A 19518-nucleotide genomic window follows, 5' to 3' on the forward strand; every position below is an offset into this window, starting at 1 on the left:
CTTAACTTTCCAGCAAATCCTTTGCCTTTTGGTAAACTAACTTTTCCGCTTCAGTAGCAGATGCTAAAGACTCAGCATGAATTTGTTCTAGACCAGCAATATAGTCGTGTTTCTGGCTGAGAACCCTGTTTGCTTTGGTTGCAGTAATAGTTGCTAGTTGCGCTCTTAAAGGAAGCTTGCGAAACACAGCCAAACGTTGTGATAAAGATGACATCAATAATTAAAATTAAAATGGGTAAAACTAGCGTAGTAAATTAGGCTTTATTTATACTTACCAGATCATTTGAATTTATGCTCGCCACAGTAAATCTCAAATTCTTATTTAATCTTCAAGCTCACGGAATGAGAACAAGTTCAAACAGAAACGAGATCAATTTAATAAATCTTATTATTAAGCTAACGAGAATTTTGCGATCGCAATTATTAGCCAAGAATAATTCTAATCATTATTATAGTTACAGTGCTATCTTGCATTCTACAATCTAAATAGAGTCAGGATTATGTCCAAGAACTGCAAATACCTATTTGATTTAATCGCTTTTTCTTTAGGGATATTGTTTGGCAATTATTATAATATCTGCTGGGATAGTTTAATTGTACGACGCTTATTTTTATCATTACCCTCCTGTCAGTTTTAAATAACGATGCTAGTATGGATGCTGAGAATCATAAGATTAACGATTAAGTTTGTATTCAGTATCGAAGGTTTTTTCCATAGAGTATTGAGATAATTCTTTTCTAATAATCATGTCTCATTAAACACAACAAGCATTGCATAGACAATTCAAATTATGTCAATTTACATCGGCAACCTATCTTACGACGTAAGTCAAGAAGACTTAAGTGAAGTTTTCACTGAATACGGAACTGTTAAACGGGTACATATTCCTACCGACCGCGAAACAGGGCGTGTCCGTGGATTTGCTTTCGTAGAGATGGAGTCTGAAGCCAACGAAGATAAAGCAATCGAAGCTTTAGACGGTGCAGAATGGATGAGCCGTCAACTAAGAGTAAATAAAGCTAAACCTCGCGAAAATTCTAATTCATTTGCTGGTGGTAGAAACAGTAGAAATAACCGTTTCTAAATTAACTAGCTAAATTGAATTATAAGCGCTTTTTCAAGACAGGCTAGATTTTCTAGATCGACTTTTAAAGGCGCTTTTTTTAGTTGTTATATGTTAAAAACAGGGTGAACAAGTCATATAATCATCTAAGGATATATTCTGATGTCGCTGGTAAATCGTAGAAGTATAGTAAAACGGACAATCTTACTGTGTAACTTTCTCCATAATTTCTTATTAATGATCTCTCCTCGTTATTGGTATCTCAGCACTGTTTTTTTAATCACAGTTTTAAGCACATTAATAAATCCATTGCCCTATTTGGTGGCTTTGCTGTTTTGCGGACTCGCTTTAATTTTGCTACTGAATAAAAATCCTTCGACCAGCAATTATTTGAACTGGCGCGTCAAAGGAGGAATTAGAGGCACGATTAGTTTAATATGTTTAATCGTAATCTGCTTGGTAGTTCCCCAGGTAGAAACAAATGCAGCGCTATTTACTACCCCGATCGATCACTTAAAAAATGATCTGCGGTTTACTTAAATTTTGCCTAAGCACACCCATAAAAGCTATACTCCAATCGGATTTACAAAGTAATTAAACTCAGAAAAGCATGGTAGCGGTAGCAATCTTAGCAGCAGGACGCGGCACTCGCATGAAGTCCGATTTACCCAAAGTATTGCATACATTAGCGGGGCGATCGCTAGTTGAAAGAGTACTTGATAGTTGTAGCCTTCTCGATCTTGATCGGCAGATTGTGATCGTTGGCTATCACGCAGAACAGGTAAAACAGGCGTTGAGTCATCGCCCAGAAGTCGAGTTTGTCGAACAAACCCAACAGTTAGGTACTGGTCATGCAGTACAGCAAGTAATGTCTGTTTTAGCAAGGTATCAGGGAGATTTATTGGTTTTAAATGGTGATGCACCCCTATTGCGTCCAGAAACTCTCCAAAAGCTGGTGGAAGCTCATCAAAACAAGCAAAATGCTGCCACATTATTAACGGCTAACCTGCCTAACCCTCAAGGATATGGTCGAGTTTTTTGTAATAGCGATAGTCTGGTTAGCCACATCATTGAAGACCGTGATTGTAACATTGCTCAACAACAAAATCGTCGTGTAAACGCTGGGATCTACTGTTTCAACTGGCAAAAGCTAGCAGAATCTCTACCTAAGCTATCAACCAATAACGATCAGCAAGAATATTATCTAACAGAAGTGGTTGATTATCTCAACCCCGTCATGGCTTTTGATGCCGAAGATTATCGCGAAACTAATGGTATTAACGATCGCCAACAGTTATCAGCTGCCTACGATATTTTACAAACCAGAATTAAAGATAACTGGATGAAGGCGGGGGTAACCATGATTGACCCTGGCAGCATTACTATTGATGAACAGGTTGAGCTTGAGCCAGACGTAATTTTAGAACCACAAACCCATTTGCGGGGGACTACTAAAATTAGCACAGGAAGTCGCATTGGCCCTGGTAGTCTAATTGAGAATAGCCAAATTGGCGCAAACGTTACGATTTTATATTCGGTAATCAGCGATGCTGAAATAGCTGCTAATACTAGAATTGGCCCTTATGCTCATCTGCGAGGTGGGGTCAAGCTGGGTGAAAGCTGCCGAGTGGGCAACTTTGTAGAAATTAAAAAGACTACTGTAGGCGCAAATAGCAATATGGCGCACTTGTCTTATTTAGGGGATGCAACTTTAGGCGATCGCGTCAATATTGGTGCAGGAACAATTACCGCTAACTATGATGGTAAGCAAAAACATCCCACCACCATCAAACAGGGAGCTAAAACAGGCTCTAATAGTGTTTTGGTAGCACCTATTACCCTGGGGGAAAACGTCACCGTAGCAGCAGGGTCAGTAGTGACTCAAGACGTTCAGGATAATGCTTTAGTAGTAGCGCGATCGCGCCAAAAAGAAATCCCTGACTGGCATCAGCCAGAGGAGTAGAGAGTCTCACCAGGGTAGTTTTGTTTACAAAAGTATGAGCAAGGAATCAAAAAGAGGGACTGTTCATCTTGCCCATTCTGTACTTTTCCAAATCATCAAAAATAAAATAGAGGAAATTAACGCACCAAAATTGCATCTAAGACATTGCTTCAAGAGCAAAGAGCGTTTTTGCTCTCTAAATGGTTGTTCCTGATTTTTTATGTTGTCTTGATTATTTTGTAGATTAGCGATGAGATCTGTCTTTAGCTTCTCAATGTTTGCCGACTCAGGGATATTCACTATTTGTTTAGCTTGCTGTTGTAAAAGCGCCGAAATCTCATTTTTAGAATTAGCTGCTGTCAACTGTTCCTTAAACTGCTGAATATTATCTTTAAGCATTACCAACTGACCATTAGCCGTGGCGTTATGTTGATGATAAATCTGCCAACCGTTGTTAATGTTCACAGGAATTACTAAGATCAAAACAACTGCTGCGATCAAGGAAAACCAAGATAAAAACTTCAATATAATTGCTTCTACAAAGGAGCGATCGCCTTTTTGCCCGTAGAAAATTAAGACCATACCCAGCAAAGCAACAGGAATTCTTTCCATGATTGCTATTATCGTTTGCAACTCCGACAAAGGGGTAATCTCAGCTTTAATCAGCAAAAATAATAGATTAATTATCGCTATTAACAGTAAGCCATAGCCAACTAAACGCCAAATACTGGAGTAAAATACTTGTCTGGCTTGACTTTGTAAAATGGTCATTGACTTATTTTAAAGTTTTAGTTGAATTTAAACCTGTCTAGTATAATCTTGTAAAGTCTAGATCGGCAGAGATTCGACCAATTTTAATCGTCATTTCAGCGCTAAAATAACTAACCTGTCGCAAGATAGCCATCCAGCTTTTTCGTTAAACGTACTCAAAAGCTCGGCAAAGCAGCAGACTAATTACTTTGAAGCTTAAACTGGTCAAACATAATTGCTGGAGTATCGGATTGGCGAAGATCATAACGATAGCTGCTCACTTTTCCCGTAGCGGTATCAAAAATACTAAAGACAGTAATCTCATTACTGGCAATATAGGGTAGCGGTTGTCCCAGGCGATCGCTCAAAGGTGCAAGACTCGGCACAATAGGCTGTAAACCATTAGGGTTGCCTATGGGAGCAAAATTTTGGGGGCTGTAGGGCGGAATTTCTCGTTTATTATCTCCTAAATGAGCGCCGTAACTATTACCCACGTTTGAAGATTCGAGAAAGTGCATTCCTGAAGCGCTTTGAAACCGATTCCAAAGATGGGAATGTCCATAATAAACTAGCCCGACTCCCGCTGATTCTAATAACGGAATTAGATCGCGGATAATATAGTCATCTTGGAGGGGGTAATCATAATAGCGAGATGTTAGCTTGCCATCTTCAGAGTAAGATTCCTGAGGCTGAGGATCGCTATAGGGGGGAACAATATTACCTCCTAAAGTATGAGGTGGATGATGAAACATAACTATTTTGTATTTAGCCTGCTGATAAGCCTGACTGGATAATTCTTGCTTCAACCATTCATACTGAGGGCTTCCTTTGGCGATCGCTTCAAAGATATGCTGTCCATAGCCCCAATCTTGCGGGCGATCAAGACTATCTTCGCTTTCTTTATATCTACCCTGGGCATCTGCTTCTAGGCTAGGACTACGCCAAACATTAGTTACATAAAGAGAAATTAATCTAATCTCGCCAAAAGTAGTGGCATAGTATTTCTTTCCCCCTGAGTCACTTTGAGGCAGAGTAAAAATTTCTTCATAGGTATCAGTATTAAACGAGTTGTTCTTAATCCATTCGGCTGCGGTTAAACTATTTGATCGCTTCATATTTGACCCCTCAAGTTGTGCTTTTGCTACCTGACGAGGCTGAGGTTGAGCAAATTCTTGCTTTAAACTGCGATTGGCTGATACTTTGCCCATCACTTCATGATTGCCAATTGCTGTAAACAAAGGGGCGTGCTGAATAATCTCGCCACCATGATAGGTAGTAGTAATACCGTTATGTTCTAGCTGATAGTTTGCTTTCCCCTGAAGACTAGGAAAGAATGCCCCCCCTCGGCGATCGTCAAACCACTCGGAAGCACGATCTGGAATGTTGACTAAATCCCCAGCAAAAAAGACGGCATCCATACGTCCAATTTTGGCAACTTGCTCTAGGTTAGCGGCAACCATGGGCATTACCTGATGGTCTGAGGTGAGCAAAATTTTGAGTGGGGTTTGTGGTGCAGGCATACCAGCCAGGGTAAAGACATCACTATTGTATACTTGTTCTTCTTGATTACTGACTACTTGATATGGCACCCGCGCACCAGGAGATAGATTTGTAACTACAGCTTCGTGTCGCCAGATATCACGCTGAGATTTGGCTGGAGGGTTAGAAATCTGCGAGTCTCGATCTTCACGTACTCTGCTTAGTTTTGTCGTTGTGGCGATCGCGATTTGCTCTAATTGACTACCGTATTTAACTAGATGGCGATCGCCCTGAAATTCTGTAAACCAAACTACATTTACCGTTGTTTTTGTCGGTAATTGTAACAAAGGATCGCTCAAAAAAGATGTATTCTTATGGATTACTTGCTGTTGTTCTTGGGCAAAACTCATGGATAAACAATTAATAACGATCAGGGCAAAGATTGTTATAGACAGCGATAGTAGTTTAACGATTTTCATTAAACAAATTAAAGGCTTAAACCTATTTACGACATTATATTCTTGTAGCTTAAATGAGTCTATTGATAGATGACTATTTACCGAATTAGAATAATACGTAAAAACCACTATTGCTTACTTTCTTAAACTAAAAATAAGATCAGAACTTAAGAATCAAAGCATTTCTAAGCTGTTTGAATTGTAATTGCTCTTACCCCTTTATTAAGTTAAGGTAATGATATCAAGCAGCTAAAATCTGATTAACCAACTAAAAATAATTTTCGATAATTACTGCTAAAAGCTATATGCTATAAAGATTTTAGCCAAGAACACAAATCTCTCTGCTGAAGCAAAGTAATCCACAAGAACCTTACCTAAACCCTTGATAAATAGACTTGTTAGCACTTTTTAAGCTAGCTGAACATGTTTTTTAAGCATATGATAAAGCCAAGATATAATTTAGATACTTTCAACTAAAAGTGTTTATAATAGCAGGTAAGAAACGAAGTAATTCTACTAGGTTATTCAAGCAGGAATATAGCCAAGCTAGTTAAGGCAATTACTGGCAGATAAGTATTTTTAGCTGTTTCAGAGTCCCTGATAGGTTATTGAATTTTGTGTGTTTTGTGGTATTTTTTCGATCCCACGCTCTTATGGTTGAGTCGTGGGATTTTTTTATCTTAATTGAGGATAAATTCCCTTAATTAGGTAATCTCTCAATGGTTATGAGACGATGGCTTGAACAATTGAAAATCCTCAAATTGACTAACAAAAATTACAGTGAGTATTGTCCTCGAAATACTTCACTGGCTGGACCCGTCATGTAAACGCGATTATCCGTAGCTGACCAATTTATTTGCAGACATCCACCAGGAAGCTCTACAGTGCAAAGGCGATCGCATTGATTATTTAACACTCCTGCTACCACAGAAGCACAAGCACCAGTACCACAGGCAAGGGTAATTCCCGCTCCTCTCTCCCAAACCCGCATCTTGATGTAATCTGGTTTAACCACCTCAATAAACTCGGTATTTGTCCGTTGAGGAAAAACAGGATGATGTTCAAACAAAGGGCCAATTTGCTCTAAAGCGATCGCAACACTATCTTCAACAAAAGTAATACAGTGAGGATTGCCCATACTAACGGTAGTAACCAACCAAGTGCGATCGGCAACTTCTAGTGGCTGGGCGATAACTTTCCCTTCGATCCCCGCTAGAGTTGTGGGTATTTTGGGCGCGGATAATTCTGGTTCGCCCATATCCACCGTCACTTCTGCGTTATTTTCCAGCTTCGGTACAATTAAACCTGCCAAGGTATCAATCTGGTAAGATTTATTAACTTCGGTATTTGCTTCAAGATCGGCGATAAACTTAGCGAGACAGCGGATGCCGTTGCCACACATTTCTGGTTCTGAACCATCAGAATTATAAATTCTCATGCTGTAGTCTGTGCTGGCTTTCCCTGGGAGGGCAAAAATAACTCCGTCACCACCAATGCCAAAATGGCGATCGCAGATGGCGATCGCTTGTTCGGGAGTAATGATCGGTTCGGCAGCATGACGATTATCAATCAAAATAAAATCATTGCCTAATCCTTGGTATTTGCTAAACTCGATTACCATCTTGATTTTTCCTCTATAGATACGAGAACTAAAAATATGACTGAATTTAATACCGAACTACCTGGGGTCAGACAAGTTCAAAACTATATTAAAAACAAGCAAGAAGTAGAACTAAAGCTAGTCACTGACGATTTAGTTGTCGGCAAAATTCTCTGGCAAGACGCTGATTCTCTCTGTATGGTGGATCACTACAGCCAGGAAACTCTAGTTTGGCGACAAGCTTTGGTCTATCTTAAGCCAAAAGCATGAGCCAGGGTGGGCAGCGCCCACCTAATACTTATACTTTTATACTTAATGACAACTAATTATCCAAGCTTACTTTTAACTAGTTCTTGGATTTTCTTCCCGTCGGCTTTACCCTTTAACTGTTTCATCGCCGGACCCATTACTTTTCCTAAATCTTTGATGCTGGTTGCACCAGAAGAGGCGATTAGCTGATCAATAATTTTTGCTACTTCTTCATCGCTAACCTGTTCGGGTAAGTAGGTTTCAATAATTGCTAATTCCTGGCTTTCTTTGTTGGCTAGGTCATCTCTACCCGCATTGGTAAACTGTTCAATCGAATCACGGCGTTGTTTTGCCTGTTGGGAAAGTAATTCGATTTCCTGTTCTGGAGTTAGGCTGTCTTGACCCTGGGGACGCAGTTCTACTTCTTTTTCTAAAATTGCCTTCTTAATTCCCCGCACCGTTTGTAAGCGCAGCTTATCCTTGGCTTTCATTGCCGTTTTGATGTCTTCGCCAATCTGTTCTTTAAGACTCATCTTTCCTTTCCTTTACATGAGTCATTTATTATAAAATACTTGTCAAGTAATACAAAAGAAATCTGATTAATTATCGAAAACAGAGCTAATGCTCTTTTTTCCAAGACTCAATTTGAGGATAAGTTATTTGTTGAAATAATATGTAAATCGACATTGTGAAGAACTTTAAGTAACTCTTGTACTGGAGAGCTTCGTAATAATAATTGCCAGCGCGATCGCTGTGTTTGTCCTAATACTACTTGGGTAATAAAATACTTATGAGCAGTTTCGGCGATCGCTTGAGTAATATTATTACTATTTACTCGAATGAATTCACCGCCAAATTGTTCGCATAGCTTTTCGCAGGTTTCCAAATAAAAACTTTCTTCTCTAGTTAAAAAGCGTTCTGGATTGTTAACATATAAAACATATAGACGCGATCGCATTTGACTAGCAAGTCTTGATCCTCTTCTTAATAAATGAGAGGAATTAGGATGAGTCGAAATACAAACTAAAACCCGTTCATGAATACTACAGTATTTGTCTTTAGGAGTCGTAGATTCGGCTATTTCTTCGAGATTATCGGCGATTTCTCGCAGTGCTAATTCTCGCAGCGCAACTAAATTATGTCGCTGGAAAAAATTCTGTAAAGATTGCTCGATTTTGTCGGGACTATAAATTTTTCCTTCTATCAAGCGTTCTTGTAGAGTTTCTGGAGTAACATCAACTACCACAACTTCGTCAGCTTCATCTAATAAACGATCTGGAATCCTCTCTCTAACTACTACCCCAGTAATTTTAGCTACCAAATCATTTAAACTCTCTAGGTGTTGAATATTAACCGTAGAAAAAACATCAATGCCTGCCGCTAAAACTACTTCTACATCTTGATAGCGTTTTTCTCGCTGCGAACCTGGCACATTAGTATGGGCTAATTCATCGATTAATACTAACTTTGGTTGACGAGCAAGAATTGCCTCTGTATCCATTTCCGTTAAAGTATTATTGCCTCGTATAATTTGCTGACGGGGAATTAATTCCAAACCTTTTGCTACTTCGGCGGTTTCTTCTCTACCGTGAGTTTCCAGTAACCCAATAACTACGTCAATTCCTTCTGCCAACAAACATTTAGCTTCCAGTAGCATACGGTAAGTTTTGCCAACACCTGGGGACATCCCAATATAGATTCGATGTTTACCGCGACGTTGAGAGTATTCGTAAGACAAAGAAGCGTCTATTTCATTACCTTCAATCATGATTCAAGTTGTTTGATTGCAACCAAACTGGTTTTATCAAATAGTTCATAAGTAAAATCTAACTCAATTAAGCGATCGCGTTTTTTTGATGAGGAAAATGATTAACTTAATTGCGATCGCTAACAAGGCTTAAGCGAACATCGCTCATCACCAGGTATTTTCAAATTGTTAATGGCTTATTATGCAACGTAAATACATTTAGCCAATCAGCTTGTCATATTCTGCATGAGTACCAATCCAAACCCATAAAATACCGTTTTTGACTTCGACTCCTAATGCTCTGTATCCTCTCCCCGCACGAATTGACCAGTATTGTCCAACTTTTTTGAAATGTAGCGACGGATGTGATGGATCTGTCTTGAACAATTCATAATTTTGGTCGGCTACTCTCTGAACTGCTTCTGGCAAAGCATCATAGCATTTCCAAAATCGCTGGGTTGTATAGTGCATTAAAGTGTTCGGCAGTTGCCTGCTTCAAATTCTGCCAGAGCTTCATGAGCCAGAAAGTCCAATTTTCCTACCGCTATATCCTGCTCAATCTGCTCATCCCAGCGTTGCTCATCTAAATCCAATACCCAATCAACAAGCTGACTTAATTCTTGAGGAGAGAGTTTCAGAATTTCTGCTTCAATCTGTTTGACTGTAGACATCACTCAATGAGGTTTGATTTAGTATTTTTCCATCCTAACAAAAAATATCAGTTAAAAATTGACTCGCGGTCTGCTTCGCTGCCCCAGGAGCGATCGCCTTTTTTTGATTAAGGAAAATGATTAGCGAAAGTCGCGATCGCTAATATTGTTTTCATTGGTCTCGAAATTGACTTGCGGTCAGCGAAGCTGCGCCCTTGGCGATCGCTTAACCAACATTATAAGGCAGAACATTTACGCGCTTGCACCAGTATCTAACTCAGATCTTGCATCAGTACAAAAAAACTAAATTATGGAGACTGGACAATCAATTTAATACCCTTTTCCCTTTGACCCTTCCCCTTTACCCGAATACCACAGTTAAATTACGCGGTAGGTGCAAGATCTCAGTCTAACAATGCCATCACTTCAATAGTACGCCTTTCGCTAGTGAGAGTTAATGGTAAATACGGCATGATACTTATTTATCCGCCCAATCTTATTGGTTCGTTCCGTAAAAGAAAAACGTTGACCATCAAGCATTGGCTTCTTTCTTGGCTGTAATTAGAAGATCTGATAATGCTTGAGCTGCTGTATTATCTGCTTGAGGAGACCAGACAACTGCTTCAGTTTCTGCTAATTGAGTCAAAAGCATATCCTTTGAATTACTATCTTGATTAGATTCCAAGCTGCATCCTTCCTCTTCAGCAACTGCAAGAAGGAGAAAATGAATTAGTCGCAGTTTGTCTTGATGAGATAGTTGACTGACAGTAGGTAGAACTTCGTTAAGAGACATATTAGTTTTCTTTCTACAAAGCTTTGAATACATCTGTAGCTTAGCTTAAAACATACAATCTCTCATGGCTCAATCGCGATCGCTAATATTGCTTTCATACTGCTAGAAACTGACGAGCGATCGCATTTTTAACTTTTAATTAAGCGATCGCGCTCATTGGCTCAAGCGATAGTATATCTTCATTATCAAAACTGCCAAGTCGTTGAATAAAGCAAAATAACGGGTCTATTTTACTGTGCTTCTACTCACAATTTATCAGAGCCTCAATATCTGTCGATACGATCTTCTCCAAATTGCGTGTAATCTTGCCGATATCCCAATTCCACCAAGCTATTTCAAGTAATGAGCGAATCACCTCATCGTCAAATCGCTGACGAATAAACTTGGCTGGATTGCCACCAAAAATTGTATAAGACGGAACATCACTTACCACTACTGATTTTGCCGCAATAATCGCTCCGTCTCCCACCTGCACCCCTGGCATGATCGCTGTTTCATAGCCAATCCACACATCGTTTCCAATTACTGTATTGCCTTTGTACGGTAGTTCTTCAGGTTGAGGGTCAACTTTTTCCCAGCCGTTGCCGAAGATCTCGAACGGATATGTCGAAAACCCATCTAACTTGTGATTTGCACCATTCATGATGAACTTTACGCCTCTCGCCAAAGCGCAAAATTTCCCAATGATTAAGCGATCGCCGACAAAGGGAAAGTGGTATAAAACGTTACGCTCAAAATCCTCCGAGTCTTCTGGATCGTCGTAATAAGTGTAATCTCCAATGATGATATTGGGATTCGACACAGTGTTTTTAATGAAGCAGATTTGCTCAAATCCCTTCATTGGATGCTTATCTTTCGGATCGGCTCCGTACAAAATAGTCTCCAGTTTTTATAGATAAATAAGTGCGTAATATCAGTTATTAACTTCAACGTTTATTCAAATTATCCAACGCCAAATTTAACTTTAAAACATTAACTCCTGGTTCGCCAAAGATACTTAAAAATCTCCCTTCAGTATTTTTAGTCATTAAAAGTTCAACTTGATTAGTATCCAAACCTCTAGCTTGAGCTACTCTCTGAATTTGTGTTCTAGCTGCTTCGGCAGTAATGTGAGGATCTAAGCTAGAACCAGAAGTATAAACTAAATCGGCAGTTGGTTCAATTCCTTGTTGTTTTAGTTGGGTAACAGTTTCTTGAACTCTTGTTTTTAATTCGGGATTACTTGGGGCTAAATTACTTGCACCACTAACCCCAGTTAGTTTAGCATCATCACCTGTGCTGTAATTAGTAGTACTAGGACGGCTAAAAAAGTAGCGATCGCTTGTGAAATTTTGTCCTATTAAAGCCGAACCGATAATATCACCTTGGGCATTAGTAATTAAACTTCCATTTGCCTGATTGGGAAAGATAAATTGCCCGAGCGCAATTAATAGAGAAGGATAAATTAAAGCCGTTAATAGCCACAAGATAAAAGTGGTACGAATTCCTGTAATTGTTTCTCGAAGTATAGACATGATTAAAAAGTCAAAAATAAAATATGTATGGGCGTAAGGCTTGCGACCTAAAACTTGCGTTCTAAAATCGTTCAGGTTGGAAAATAACCGTAAAAAGATAGACAGATAACGCCAAAGTTACGCAATATAAAATACCGATCGCGTAAGCGGTATTACGAGTTATTTCTGCACCAGAAGCAGCCATTACTACAGGAGCAATAATCAAATTCAAACTAATAGTTAAGAATAAGACTATCGCTAAAGGATTTTTGAGAAAACGATCGCCAATATTTTGGATTGTTTCGATCATATTTTGATTGAGTGAAAATTTATTTGATTTATCTAATTTCATAATCTTGACCTCAATAACGAAGAAAAAAACTTATTACCTACTACCTACTACCTAACTCAAACCAATTTTAGTAATAATTAAATCGATAATTTTAATGCCAACAAACGGCGCAATAATACCACCTAAACCATAAAGCAAAATATTTCTAGTTAATAATTTATTAGCACTCAAAGGTCTAAATTCTACTCCCTTCAAAGCTAAAGGAATTAAGGCAGGAATAATCAAAGCGTTGTAAATTAAAGCTGATAAAACTGCCGACTGAGAACTTGCTAAACTCATAACATTGAGACTACCAATTCCTGCTGCTGCAAACATTGCAGGGATAATAGCAAAGTATTTAGCAATATCGTTAGCCAAAGAAAAAGTAGTTAACGCACCACGGGTAATTAATAATTGCTTACCAATAGTAACTAAATCGATTAACTTAGTGGGATCGGAATCTAAATCAACCATGTTGGCTGCTTCTTTCGCTGCTTGTGTACCTGTATTCATTGCCAAACCGACATTAGCTTGGGCTAAAGCTGGCGCGTCATTTGTACCATCCCCTGTCATGGCAACTAACTTGCCTTTTTGCTGTTCATTTTGAATTACGGAAATTTTGTCTTCGGGGGTAGCTTCAGCGATAAAGTCATCGACTCCTGCTTCTTGGGCAATTACTGAAGCGGTAATGCGGTTATCGCCAGTTAACATGACACTTTTAACTCCCATGCGACGCAATTGATCGAAACGTTCGCGCATCCCTGGTTTGATAATATCTTTGAGATAAATTACCCCATACATATCTCCATCTAATGCCACACCCAAAGGCGTACCCCCAAGACGAGATACCCTTTCGTAAGCATCATCTAAATCAGAACTAACTTCGCCACCGCGAGAACGGACAAAACCTTTAATAGCACTAATTGCGCCTTTTCTTACTTCTTTGCCATTGGGTAGATCTGTACCACTCATGCGAGTTTTTGCGGAAAATTCAATACCTTCTGCGGAATTGGGTTCAAAATCAATTTTCGCCCCTAATTTCTCTGCGAGTTTGACAATTGATTTGCCTTCGGGAGTGTTGTCAAATAAACTAGCAGCCAGGGCAACTTGGGCTAATTCCTTTTCGTTATGCCCGTTGACAGGAATAAACTGTTCAGCTAAACGATTGCCTAAAGTAATTGTTCCTGTTTTATCCAAGACTAAAGTATTGACATCACCACAAGCTTCTACCGCCCTTCCTGAAGTAGCGATAACATTAAACTGTGCCACTCGATCCATACCTGCAATCCCAATGGCACTCAGTAAACCGCCAATTGTAGTGGGAATTAATGCCACCAATAGAGAAATTAAGGTTACTACTCCGACAGGAGAACCAGCATAATTAGCGATAGGGGGAATAGTTGCGACGACGATTAAAAATACTTCGGTGAGAACTGCAAGTAATACAGTTAAAGCAATTTCATTCGGAGTTTTACTTCTTTCTGCGCCTTCTACCAGGGCAATCATTCTGTCTAAAAAGCCTTTACCAGGATCAGAAGATACTCGAATCTTTAACTCATCAGAAATAATTTTAGTACCTCCCGTAACCGAACTTGCCATATCCGAACCTGGTTCTTTAAGTACTGGTGCAGATTCTCCAGTTATTGCCGATTCGTCAACAGAAGCAACCCCCTCAATTACTTCTCCATCAGCAGGAATAATATCTCCCGAAATCACTTGAATGATATCTCCTTTATGCAGACTGGTAGAACTAACTTCTTCAATTTCACCACTGGGCAAAACTTTTCTGGCGGTAGTATCGGATTTTGTAGAACGTAAGGAATCGGCTTGGGCTTTCCCTCTTCCTTCGGCTACAGCTTCGGCAAAGTTGGCAAAGAGAATGGTAAGAAAGAGAATAATCGTAACTAAACCATTAAAAAAGAGTTGATTTTCTCCTGGAGTAGCACCAAAAAGATCGGGATTAATAGTTAGTAAAGCAGTAATAATCGTACCCAGCCAAACCACAAACATGACAGGATTTTTCAACATCACTTTGGGGTTGAGTTTAACAAAGGCATCTTTAAAAGCGCGTTGGTAAAGTCCTTTAGTATTGACTTTTCTTTGTTTATTTTGTTGATAGCGTTTGCTTTTTTCTGCGATTGGGTGATTGTTAGTGGTCATAATTTTAAGGAAAAGTATTAATAACAATTTGAGTCGTTTTAAGTATTATTTAAGTCTGATAATAATTCATCTTCATTAAGATCAATCATCGAGACTCCATAGTCATTTAACTTATGCAGAAAAGTGACTTGATTAATACCAATTAAAACAGCCGCCATTTCAGAAGAAAGTTGTTTGAGTTCAAAAAGTTTGATTGCCATCGCCCATTTTGCTTCTTGTTCAAATTGTTCTCTAGTTTTACCGATCGCCGATGCGAAAGTTTTCAGGATAATCAATAGTTAATTGCAGAGACATTGTGTTTTTTCTTTAATTTCTGACCTTATCTTATATATTTTGAGCTATTTGAAAAGCTTCGGCGATCGTACCTAATGCCAAGACAGGGAAAAAGGTAAGTGCGCCGAGAATTAGAATTACTCCAGCGGTAACTCCAGTAAATAAAGTTGTATCGGTACGCAATGTTCCAGTAGTTTCGGGTACTGGTTGTTTGCGAGTCATGTTATCAGCGAGTAAAAGTAAGGCAATAATGGGAAGATAGCGTCCAATAATCATTGCTGCTGCTGCGGTAAGATTCCACCAAACAGTTGCATCCCCTAAACCTTCAAAACCCGAACCGTTATTAGCTGCTGCGGAAGTGTATTCATAAACAACTTGGGAAATGCCATGAAAACCAGGGTTACTAATACCAGATAAAGCATCGGGATAAGCTAAAGTAATCGCACTGGGAATCAAAACAGCAATAGGATGAACTAATAAAATTACACTAGCTAAAACTATTTCTTGTTTTTCGATTTTTCTCCCTAAAAATTCTGGGGTTCTTCCTACCATCAAACCGGTTAGGAATACAGTTAAAATTAAGAACACAAATAAGTAAGCTGTCCCCGTACCTTGTCCACCCCAAACTATCTGCAGAAACATATTAAACAACGTGGCAAATCCACCATTTGGCATTAAAGAGTCGTGCATTCCATTAACCGCCCCACACATAGTTCCTGTAGTAGTAACTGCCCATAACGCAGTTTGCGCCCAGCCAAAACGAACTTCTTTCCCTTCTAAATTGTTTGCATTTGTACTAAGAAGATTATTAACAATTGGGTTGCCGTTATATTCTCCGACTGCTGCGATCGCAATTAAAATTACATAAATAATCAACACCATCCCAAATATTAGCCAACCTTGCTTTTTATTTCCTGCTATTACTCCGTAGGTATAAATTAAAGAAGTAGGAATAATTACCATTGCTAAGGTTTCAATTAAGTTAGAAAAACCATTAGGATTCTCAAAAGGATGGGCAGAATTAATGCCAAAGAAACCACCGCCATTTTCTCCTAATTGTTTAATAATTTCAAAATGAGCAACAGGGCCTCTAGCAATATATTGAGTTGCACCTTCTAAAGTATTCGCAACTGCTGGTGGAGCTAAACTTTCGGGTACACCTAAGATTAATAAAACAATTCCGCCTACTATTGAAATCGGCAATAAAATACGTGTAATTGATTTAGTTAAATCCACATAAAAATTACCCAAAGGATTGCCTGTTAAACCGCGAATAAAAGCGATCGCTACAGCAATTCCCGTAGCTGCCGAGGTAAACATCATAAATCCCAAGGCAAACATTTGAGAAGCGTAGGAATAAGTAGTTTCTCCTGAATAATGTTGTTGATTGGTATTAGTCACAAAAGAAACCGCCGTATGTAATGCTAAATCCCAACTAGGTGCAGTTAATTCTGTCGGGTTTAAAGGTAAAATACCCTGGAAAATTAGCAGAGAAAACACAAATACTAACATGACTAAGTTACTAACCAATACGCTTCGGGCATATTGCCAACCAGTCATACTTTTTTGATAATTAATACCACCAACTACATAGATTAATTTTTCAATTGGTTGCGCGATCGGCTCTAAAAGAGTTTTTTGAGCTAAAAAAACACGAGCCATATAACTGCCAAACCACGGGACAATCAAAACTACAATTAATAACGTTAAAGCTATTTGAATAAAACCTTGAATCATTTTAGAGAAGTAAAAAAAATACTTTAGTTTTAACTAATTTATTATTTCAAAACTATTATTAACTAACAATATATCAATTGTTATACTTTTTATTTAATTTATTAATTGCTATGCTTAAATATGGATGTATATATTTGCAGGTATAGAAGATATATATATGGTTAAATAAAAAATTCAATTACTATTAATAAAATAAAAATAGATAAAATTCTAGCTTTACTGTAATTTGTGACAATATTGGATAAAGCGATCGCAAGCAACATTTAATCTTCTTCTAAGTCTTGTTTTAGTATTGCCTCAATATCCCTTTTACCATGAATGACTCGAACGATCTCAACTTCAGAATCAGTAAGGCGATAAAAAATAATATGTTTTCTAAATCCTTCAATAGCTTGTTGTCTGACATCTCTTAGTTGAGGATGAGTCAAATTTGATAGTTTTCCTCTCTGGGGAAATTGTGATAACTTCTGAAAAGTCTTTTCTGCTGCAAATAAAAAACGTTCTGAAACATCTAAGTTATCTTCAGCTAAATATGTTGCTAATTCAATCAAATCCTTGATAACTTGGGGTCTTTTAAGAATTCTCATTAACCCACAGGATTGTTTTTCCGCGCTGCAATTTTATCTGTCACTGCCTGACGAATTTCTGCCCAATCTTTTGCTGTCATGGGGGTAGCTTCACCAGAATTTAAACCCTCTAATAATAATTGTTCTAGTTGCTTTTCTGCTTTTTGTTGGCGATCTTGACGAATTAATTGGCGAATATATTCACTGGTGGTACTATAGCCCCCACTAGCTACTTGTTCCTCTATATATATTCGCATCTCTTCTGGTAGAGAAATATTAATACTTTTCATGGTTAGATAGTTTTAACCCTACATGACAGATTATGACATTTTTTGCCATTTTTGAATAGAGCGATCGCTTTGGTGATTAAATTCTCGATTGGCTCTGGTTTGAAACAATGTTATATAATTTGTTATAACAAACCAGATTTTGGTTAAAACGATGAAATTAAAAGTGACCACAATTGGTAATTCAACTGGGGTAATATTGCCCAAGAAACTTCTTGAAAAATTACGCATTAGCAAAGGTGACACTCTTTACGTTACTGAAACATCCAGAGGGGTTGAACTTAGTCCTTACGATCAAGATTTTGCTACGCAGATGGAAATAGCGGAATCTATTATGCGCGAAGATCGTGATGTGTTAAGAAAACTAGCGGAATGAGCGCACCAATTTGGGTTGAAGAAGAGGTTGTAATTGCCATTCATCTTCGTCAATTAGCAGAACATGGGGGAAGTGATGGAATTAGAGATAGAGGGTTATTAGAGTCGGCATTATTTAGACCGCGAAATCTACTTAATTATGGCAATTCCACTGTTTTCGACTTAGCAGCAACGTATGGATACGGAATTACAAATAATCATCCTTTCATAGATGGAAATAAGAGAACTTCTTATGTCGTGATGCGAACTTTTCTTAAACTTAATGGTTACGATCTTCAAACTTCAGCCAAAGAAAAATATGAAATTTGGATACGCCTAGCTAGTAATCAAATAAATGAAGCTGATTTAGCTAGATGGATTGAGCAAAAATCTGTGAACATAAAAAACTAGAAGATCGACTTTGACTATACATAATAAAGCGATGGAGCAAAGTAAAACTGCGATCGCCTACTATTAAAACTGTGAAAGAAAATAAGTATTTAAAATTTACTAGTCGTCTTGATCGCATTGTTTGGTTAATTATTGTTACCTTTGCGATCGTGATTTTATTGGAATATAGTACCCCACCAGAGTATGTCTTTGGTTATTTGTATACGGGTACTATTTTGCTGGCTAATTATGGTTTAAAAACAAAAACTATTTGGCGGATTACTTGGGCAGCGATCGCTTTGACTATTTTTAACTTATTTTTCCCCAACTTTGAACCCCATACTCTTGCAACAATCGCTAATAGATTAATTGCAGTAATGGCATTAGCAGTAACAGGTTGGTTAAGTATTCGCAATCGCCACTATGAAGAAGCAGTTGCTCGTTCTCAAGCGCAATTACGTACTCAAGAACAACTAGCTATATTACGAGAAGATTTTGTTTCTACTTTAACTCACGATCTTAAAACTCCATTATTAGGAGCAATTGAAACTATTAAAGCTTTTCAAAATAAACAATTTGGCGAAATTACCTCTACCCAAGCCAAAGTTTTGACCATGATGAGTAATTCCCATCGCTCTAGTCTAGAATTAGTACAGACATTACTCGATGTCTATCGTAACGATACCGAAGGAATTCAACTCAAACGTGAAACTATAGATTTAAGTGCGATCGCATCTCAAATAATTACTAACCTTACTAATCTAGCTACAGCCCGTCAAGTTTATCTTGTTTTAACTCATGGCGAGTCTAATTTTCGTTCTCGTTTTATGGTTAACGGAGATCCATTACAATTACAACGAGTTTTTAATAACTTAATTATTAATGGGATCAATCACTCACCTCGTAATGGCAAAGTTGAAGTGCAATTAGCTAGCGATGGTAAATTTCATTTAGTTAAAATTCTTGATAGTGGCAGAGGCATTAATACAATCGAATTACCTCATCTATTTGAACGTTTTTACCAAGGAGGAAATGAAAAAGATAGTTTTTCCACGCGTGCTTCTACTGGTTCGGGTTTAGGATTATATCTAGCTAGACAAATTATTAATGCTCATAGCGGTACAATTTGGGCAGAAAATCGCTTACCTCAAGGTGCAGTGTTTGGTTTTCGTTTACCAGCTATTTCTGAGTAAGT

General features: G+C 38.2%; 23 protein-coding genes and 1 pseudogene. 7 read left to right on the forward strand and 17 right to left on the reverse strand.

Translation table 11 applies throughout. The features are described 5' to 3' along the window. Nucleotide 1: 1 nt before the first annotated feature. Nucleotides 2-214, reverse strand: a complete 213-nt coding sequence (locus C7B62_RS01100; protein ID WP_106232756.1) for a hypothetical protein — start codon at nt 212-214, stop codon at nt 2-4. Nucleotides 215-791: 577 nt separating this feature from the next. Here C7B62_RS01100 and C7B62_RS01105 point away from each other — a divergent pair. From C7B62_RS01105 to glmU, 3 genes are all read left to right on the forward strand, one after another. Next, nucleotides 792-1085 carry an RNA-binding protein gene (locus tag C7B62_RS01105; RefSeq protein WP_106232757.1) on the forward strand — a complete coding sequence of 98 codons (294 nt, stop codon included), beginning with the start codon at nt 792-794 and terminating at the stop codon, nt 1083-1085. A 141-nt stretch (nt 1086-1226) separates the two neighbouring features. Next, nucleotides 1227-1604: a hypothetical protein gene (locus C7B62_RS01110; RefSeq protein WP_146132033.1), complete on the forward strand. Its 378-nt coding sequence runs from the start codon at nt 1227-1229 to the stop codon at nt 1602-1604. 70 nt (nt 1605-1674) lie between these two features. Beyond that, nucleotides 1675-3027: a bifunctional UDP-N-acetylglucosamine diphosphorylase/glucosamine-1-phosphate N-acetyltransferase GlmU gene (glmU, locus tag C7B62_RS01115; RefSeq protein ID WP_106232759.1), complete on the forward strand. Its 1353-nt coding sequence runs from the start codon at nt 1675-1677 to the stop codon at nt 3025-3027. Nucleotides 3028-3090: 63 nt separating this feature from the next. On the opposite strand, the gene C7B62_RS01120 is transcribed toward glmU, so the two are convergent. From C7B62_RS01120 to dapF, 3 genes are all read right to left on the reverse strand, one after another. After that, nucleotides 3091-3777 (reverse strand): HpsJ family protein, encoded by a 687-nt coding sequence (locus C7B62_RS01120; RefSeq protein ID WP_106232760.1) that lies wholly within the window; start codon nt 3775-3777, stop codon nt 3091-3093. 179 nt (nt 3778-3956) lie between these two features. Beyond that, the gene (locus C7B62_RS01125; protein ID WP_233219750.1) at nt 3957-5645 is read right to left on the reverse strand and encodes a metallophosphoesterase family protein; all 1689 of its coding nucleotides are present in this window, start codon (nt 5643-5645) and stop codon (nt 3957-3959) included. A gap of 823 nt (nt 5646-6468) precedes the next feature. Next, a complete protein-coding gene (gene dapF, locus C7B62_RS01130; RefSeq protein WP_106232762.1) occupies nt 6469-7314 on the reverse strand; it encodes a diaminopimelate epimerase in 846 nt (281 codons plus the stop codon). Nucleotides 7315-7350: 36 nt separating this feature from the next. Between dapF and C7B62_RS01135 the strand changes: the two genes are divergently transcribed. Next, nucleotides 7351-7563 (forward strand): RNA-binding protein hfq, encoded by a 213-nt coding sequence (locus C7B62_RS01135; RefSeq protein ID WP_106232763.1) that lies wholly within the window; start codon nt 7351-7353, stop codon nt 7561-7563. A 56-nt stretch (nt 7564-7619) separates the two neighbouring features. Here C7B62_RS01135 and C7B62_RS01140 read toward each other — a convergent pair whose 3' ends face one another. From C7B62_RS01140 to C7B62_RS01200, 13 genes and pseudogenes are all read right to left on the reverse strand, one after another. Continuing rightward, entirely contained in the window at nt 7620-8075 is a 456-nt protein-coding gene (locus C7B62_RS01140; RefSeq protein WP_106232764.1) for a GatB/YqeY domain-containing protein, read from the reverse strand. A 107-nt stretch (nt 8076-8182) separates the two neighbouring features. Next, nucleotides 8183-9310, reverse strand: coding sequence for a histidine kinase (locus C7B62_RS01145; protein ID WP_106232765.1), 1128 nt, complete (start codon nt 9308-9310; stop codon nt 8183-8185). Nucleotides 9311-9508: 198 nt separating this feature from the next. Continuing rightward, nucleotides 9509-9760 carry a hypothetical protein gene (locus C7B62_RS01150; RefSeq protein WP_106232766.1) on the reverse strand — a complete coding sequence of 84 codons (252 nt, stop codon included), beginning with the start codon at nt 9758-9760 and terminating at the stop codon, nt 9509-9511. Further along, the gene (locus C7B62_RS01155; protein ID WP_106232767.1) at nt 9760-9960 is read right to left on the reverse strand and encodes a hypothetical protein; all 201 of its coding nucleotides are present in this window, start codon (nt 9958-9960) and stop codon (nt 9760-9762) included. The genes C7B62_RS01150 and C7B62_RS01155 overlap by 1 nt, the downstream gene beginning before the upstream one ends. Nucleotides 9961-10471: 511 nt before the next feature. Beyond that, a complete protein-coding gene (locus C7B62_RS01160) occupies nt 10472-10732 on the reverse strand; it encodes a hypothetical protein (protein ID WP_106232768.1) in 261 nt (86 codons plus the stop codon). 241 nt (nt 10733-10973) lie between these two features. Further along, nucleotides 10974-11609 carry a Vat family streptogramin A O-acetyltransferase gene (locus C7B62_RS01165; protein WP_370303712.1) on the reverse strand — a complete coding sequence of 212 codons (636 nt, stop codon included), beginning with the start codon at nt 11607-11609 and terminating at the stop codon, nt 10974-10976. A 49-nt stretch (nt 11610-11658) separates the two neighbouring features. Next, on the reverse strand, nt 11659-12246 hold the full coding sequence (gene kdpC, locus C7B62_RS01170) for a K(+)-transporting ATPase subunit C (protein WP_199194014.1): 588 nt from the start codon (nt 12244-12246) through the stop codon (nt 11659-11661). A gap of 61 nt (nt 12247-12307) precedes the next feature. Then, nucleotides 12308-12535: a potassium-transporting ATPase subunit F gene (locus tag C7B62_RS01175; protein WP_199194015.1), complete on the reverse strand. Its 228-nt coding sequence runs from the start codon at nt 12533-12535 to the stop codon at nt 12308-12310. 93 nt (nt 12536-12628) lie between these two features. Beyond that, nucleotides 12629-14716, reverse strand: coding sequence for a potassium-transporting ATPase subunit KdpB (gene kdpB / locus C7B62_RS01180; RefSeq protein ID WP_106232771.1), 2088 nt, complete (start codon nt 14714-14716; stop codon nt 12629-12631). Between the two features lie 38 nt (nt 14717-14754). Then, nucleotides 14755-15010 (reverse strand): annotated as a pseudogene (locus tag C7B62_RS01185) (UPF0175 family protein). Nucleotides 15011-15040: 30 nt separating this feature from the next. Continuing rightward, nucleotides 15041-16726: a potassium-transporting ATPase subunit KdpA gene (kdpA, locus tag C7B62_RS01190; protein WP_106232772.1), complete on the reverse strand. Its 1686-nt coding sequence runs from the start codon at nt 16724-16726 to the stop codon at nt 15041-15043. 263 nt (nt 16727-16989) lie between these two features. Further along, entirely contained in the window at nt 16990-17313 is a 324-nt protein-coding gene (locus C7B62_RS01195; RefSeq protein WP_106232773.1) for a type II toxin-antitoxin system RelE/ParE family toxin, read from the reverse strand. After that, complete coding sequence (locus C7B62_RS01200) at nt 17313-17582, reverse strand: type II toxin-antitoxin system ParD family antitoxin (RefSeq protein ID WP_106232774.1); 270 nt, start codon at nt 17580-17582, stop codon at nt 17313-17315. Before C7B62_RS01200 ends, C7B62_RS01195 begins: the two co-directional genes overlap by 1 nt. Before the next feature lie 151 nt (nt 17583-17733). On the opposite strand from C7B62_RS01200, the gene C7B62_RS01205 reads away from it, so the two are divergent. The 3 genes from C7B62_RS01205 to C7B62_RS01215 all read left to right on the forward strand — a co-directional run bounded on the left by C7B62_RS01205 (nt 17734) and on the right by C7B62_RS01215 (nt 19516). Further along, entirely contained in the window at nt 17734-17955 is a 222-nt protein-coding gene (locus tag C7B62_RS01205; RefSeq protein WP_106232775.1) for an AbrB/MazE/SpoVT family DNA-binding domain-containing protein, read from the forward strand. Continuing rightward, nucleotides 17952-18344 (forward strand): type II toxin-antitoxin system death-on-curing family toxin, encoded by a 393-nt coding sequence (locus C7B62_RS01210; RefSeq protein ID WP_106232776.1) that lies wholly within the window; start codon nt 17952-17954, stop codon nt 18342-18344. The genes C7B62_RS01205 and C7B62_RS01210 overlap by 4 nt, the downstream gene beginning before the upstream one ends. 71 nt (nt 18345-18415) lie before the next feature. Beyond that, nucleotides 18416-19516: a sensor histidine kinase KdpD gene (locus C7B62_RS01215; RefSeq protein WP_106232777.1), complete on the forward strand. Its 1101-nt coding sequence runs from the start codon at nt 18416-18418 to the stop codon at nt 19514-19516. Nucleotides 19517-19518: the final 2 nt, after the last annotated feature.

This window comes from Pleurocapsa sp. CCALA 161, from assembly GCF_003003995.1.
Lineage (GTDB): Bacteria > Cyanobacteriota > Cyanobacteriia > Cyanobacteriales > Xenococcaceae > Waterburya.

Excerpts from the sequence above, each read along its gene's own strand:
- C7B62_RS01140 (WP_106232764.1), bottom strand. The coding sequence starts at position 8,075 with ATGAGTCTTAAAGAACAGATTGGCGAAGACATCAAAACGGCAATGAAA.
- C7B62_RS01155 (WP_106232767.1), bottom strand. The coding sequence starts at position 9,960 with ATGTCTACAGTCAAACAGATTGAAGCAGAAATTCTGAAACTCTCTCCT.
- C7B62_RS01110 (WP_146132033.1), top strand. The coding sequence starts at position 1,227 with ATGTCGCTGGTAAATCGTAGAAGTATAGTAAAACGGACAATCTTACTG.
- C7B62_RS01150 (WP_106232766.1), bottom strand. The coding sequence starts at position 9,760 with ATGCACTATACAACCCAGCGATTTTGGAAATGCTATGATGCTTTGCCA.
- C7B62_RS01210 (WP_106232776.1), top strand. The coding sequence starts at position 17,952 with ATGAGCGCACCAATTTGGGTTGAAGAAGAGGTTGTAATTGCCATTCAT.
- C7B62_RS01145 (WP_106232765.1), bottom strand. The coding sequence starts at position 9,310 with ATGATTGAAGGTAATGAAATAGACGCTTCTTTGTCTTACGAATACTCT.
- C7B62_RS01105 (WP_106232757.1), top strand. The coding sequence starts at position 792 with ATGTCAATTTACATCGGCAACCTATCTTACGACGTAAGTCAAGAAGAC.
- C7B62_RS01175 (WP_199194015.1), bottom strand. The coding sequence starts at position 12,535 with ATGATCGAAACAATCCAAAATATTGGCGATCGTTTTCTCAAAAATCCT.
- kdpB (WP_106232771.1), bottom strand. The coding sequence starts at position 14,716 with ATGACCACTAACAATCACCCAATCGCAGAAAAAAGCAAACGCTATCAA.
- glmU (WP_106232759.1), top strand. The coding sequence starts at position 1,675 with ATGGTAGCGGTAGCAATCTTAGCAGCAGGACGCGGCACTCGCATGAAG.
- kdpC (WP_199194014.1), bottom strand. The coding sequence starts at position 12,246 with ATGTCTATACTTCGAGAAACAATTACAGGAATTCGTACCACTTTTATC.
- C7B62_RS01120 (WP_106232760.1), bottom strand. The coding sequence starts at position 3,777 with ATGACCATTTTACAAAGTCAAGCCAGACAAGTATTTTACTCCAGTATT.
- C7B62_RS01125 (WP_233219750.1), bottom strand. The coding sequence starts at position 5,645 with ATGAGTTTTGCCCAAGAACAACAGCAAGTAATCCATAAGAATACATCT.
- dapF (WP_106232762.1), bottom strand. The coding sequence starts at position 7,314 with ATGGTAATCGAGTTTAGCAAATACCAAGGATTAGGCAATGATTTTATT.
- C7B62_RS01200 (WP_106232774.1), bottom strand. The coding sequence starts at position 17,582 with ATGAAAAGTATTAATATTTCTCTACCAGAAGAGATGCGAATATATATA.
- C7B62_RS01195 (WP_106232773.1), bottom strand. The coding sequence starts at position 17,313 with ATGAGAATTCTTAAAAGACCCCAAGTTATCAAGGATTTGATTGAATTA.
- C7B62_RS01160 (WP_106232768.1), bottom strand. The coding sequence starts at position 10,732 with ATGTCTCTTAACGAAGTTCTACCTACTGTCAGTCAACTATCTCATCAA.
- C7B62_RS01100 (WP_106232756.1), bottom strand. The coding sequence starts at position 214 with ATGTCATCTTTATCACAACGTTTGGCTGTGTTTCGCAAGCTTCCTTTA.
- kdpA (WP_106232772.1), bottom strand. The coding sequence starts at position 16,726 with ATGATTCAAGGTTTTATTCAAATAGCTTTAACGTTATTAATTGTAGTT.
- C7B62_RS01205 (WP_106232775.1), top strand. The coding sequence starts at position 17,734 with ATGAAATTAAAAGTGACCACAATTGGTAATTCAACTGGGGTAATATTG.
- C7B62_RS01135 (WP_106232763.1), top strand. The coding sequence starts at position 7,351 with ATGACTGAATTTAATACCGAACTACCTGGGGTCAGACAAGTTCAAAAC.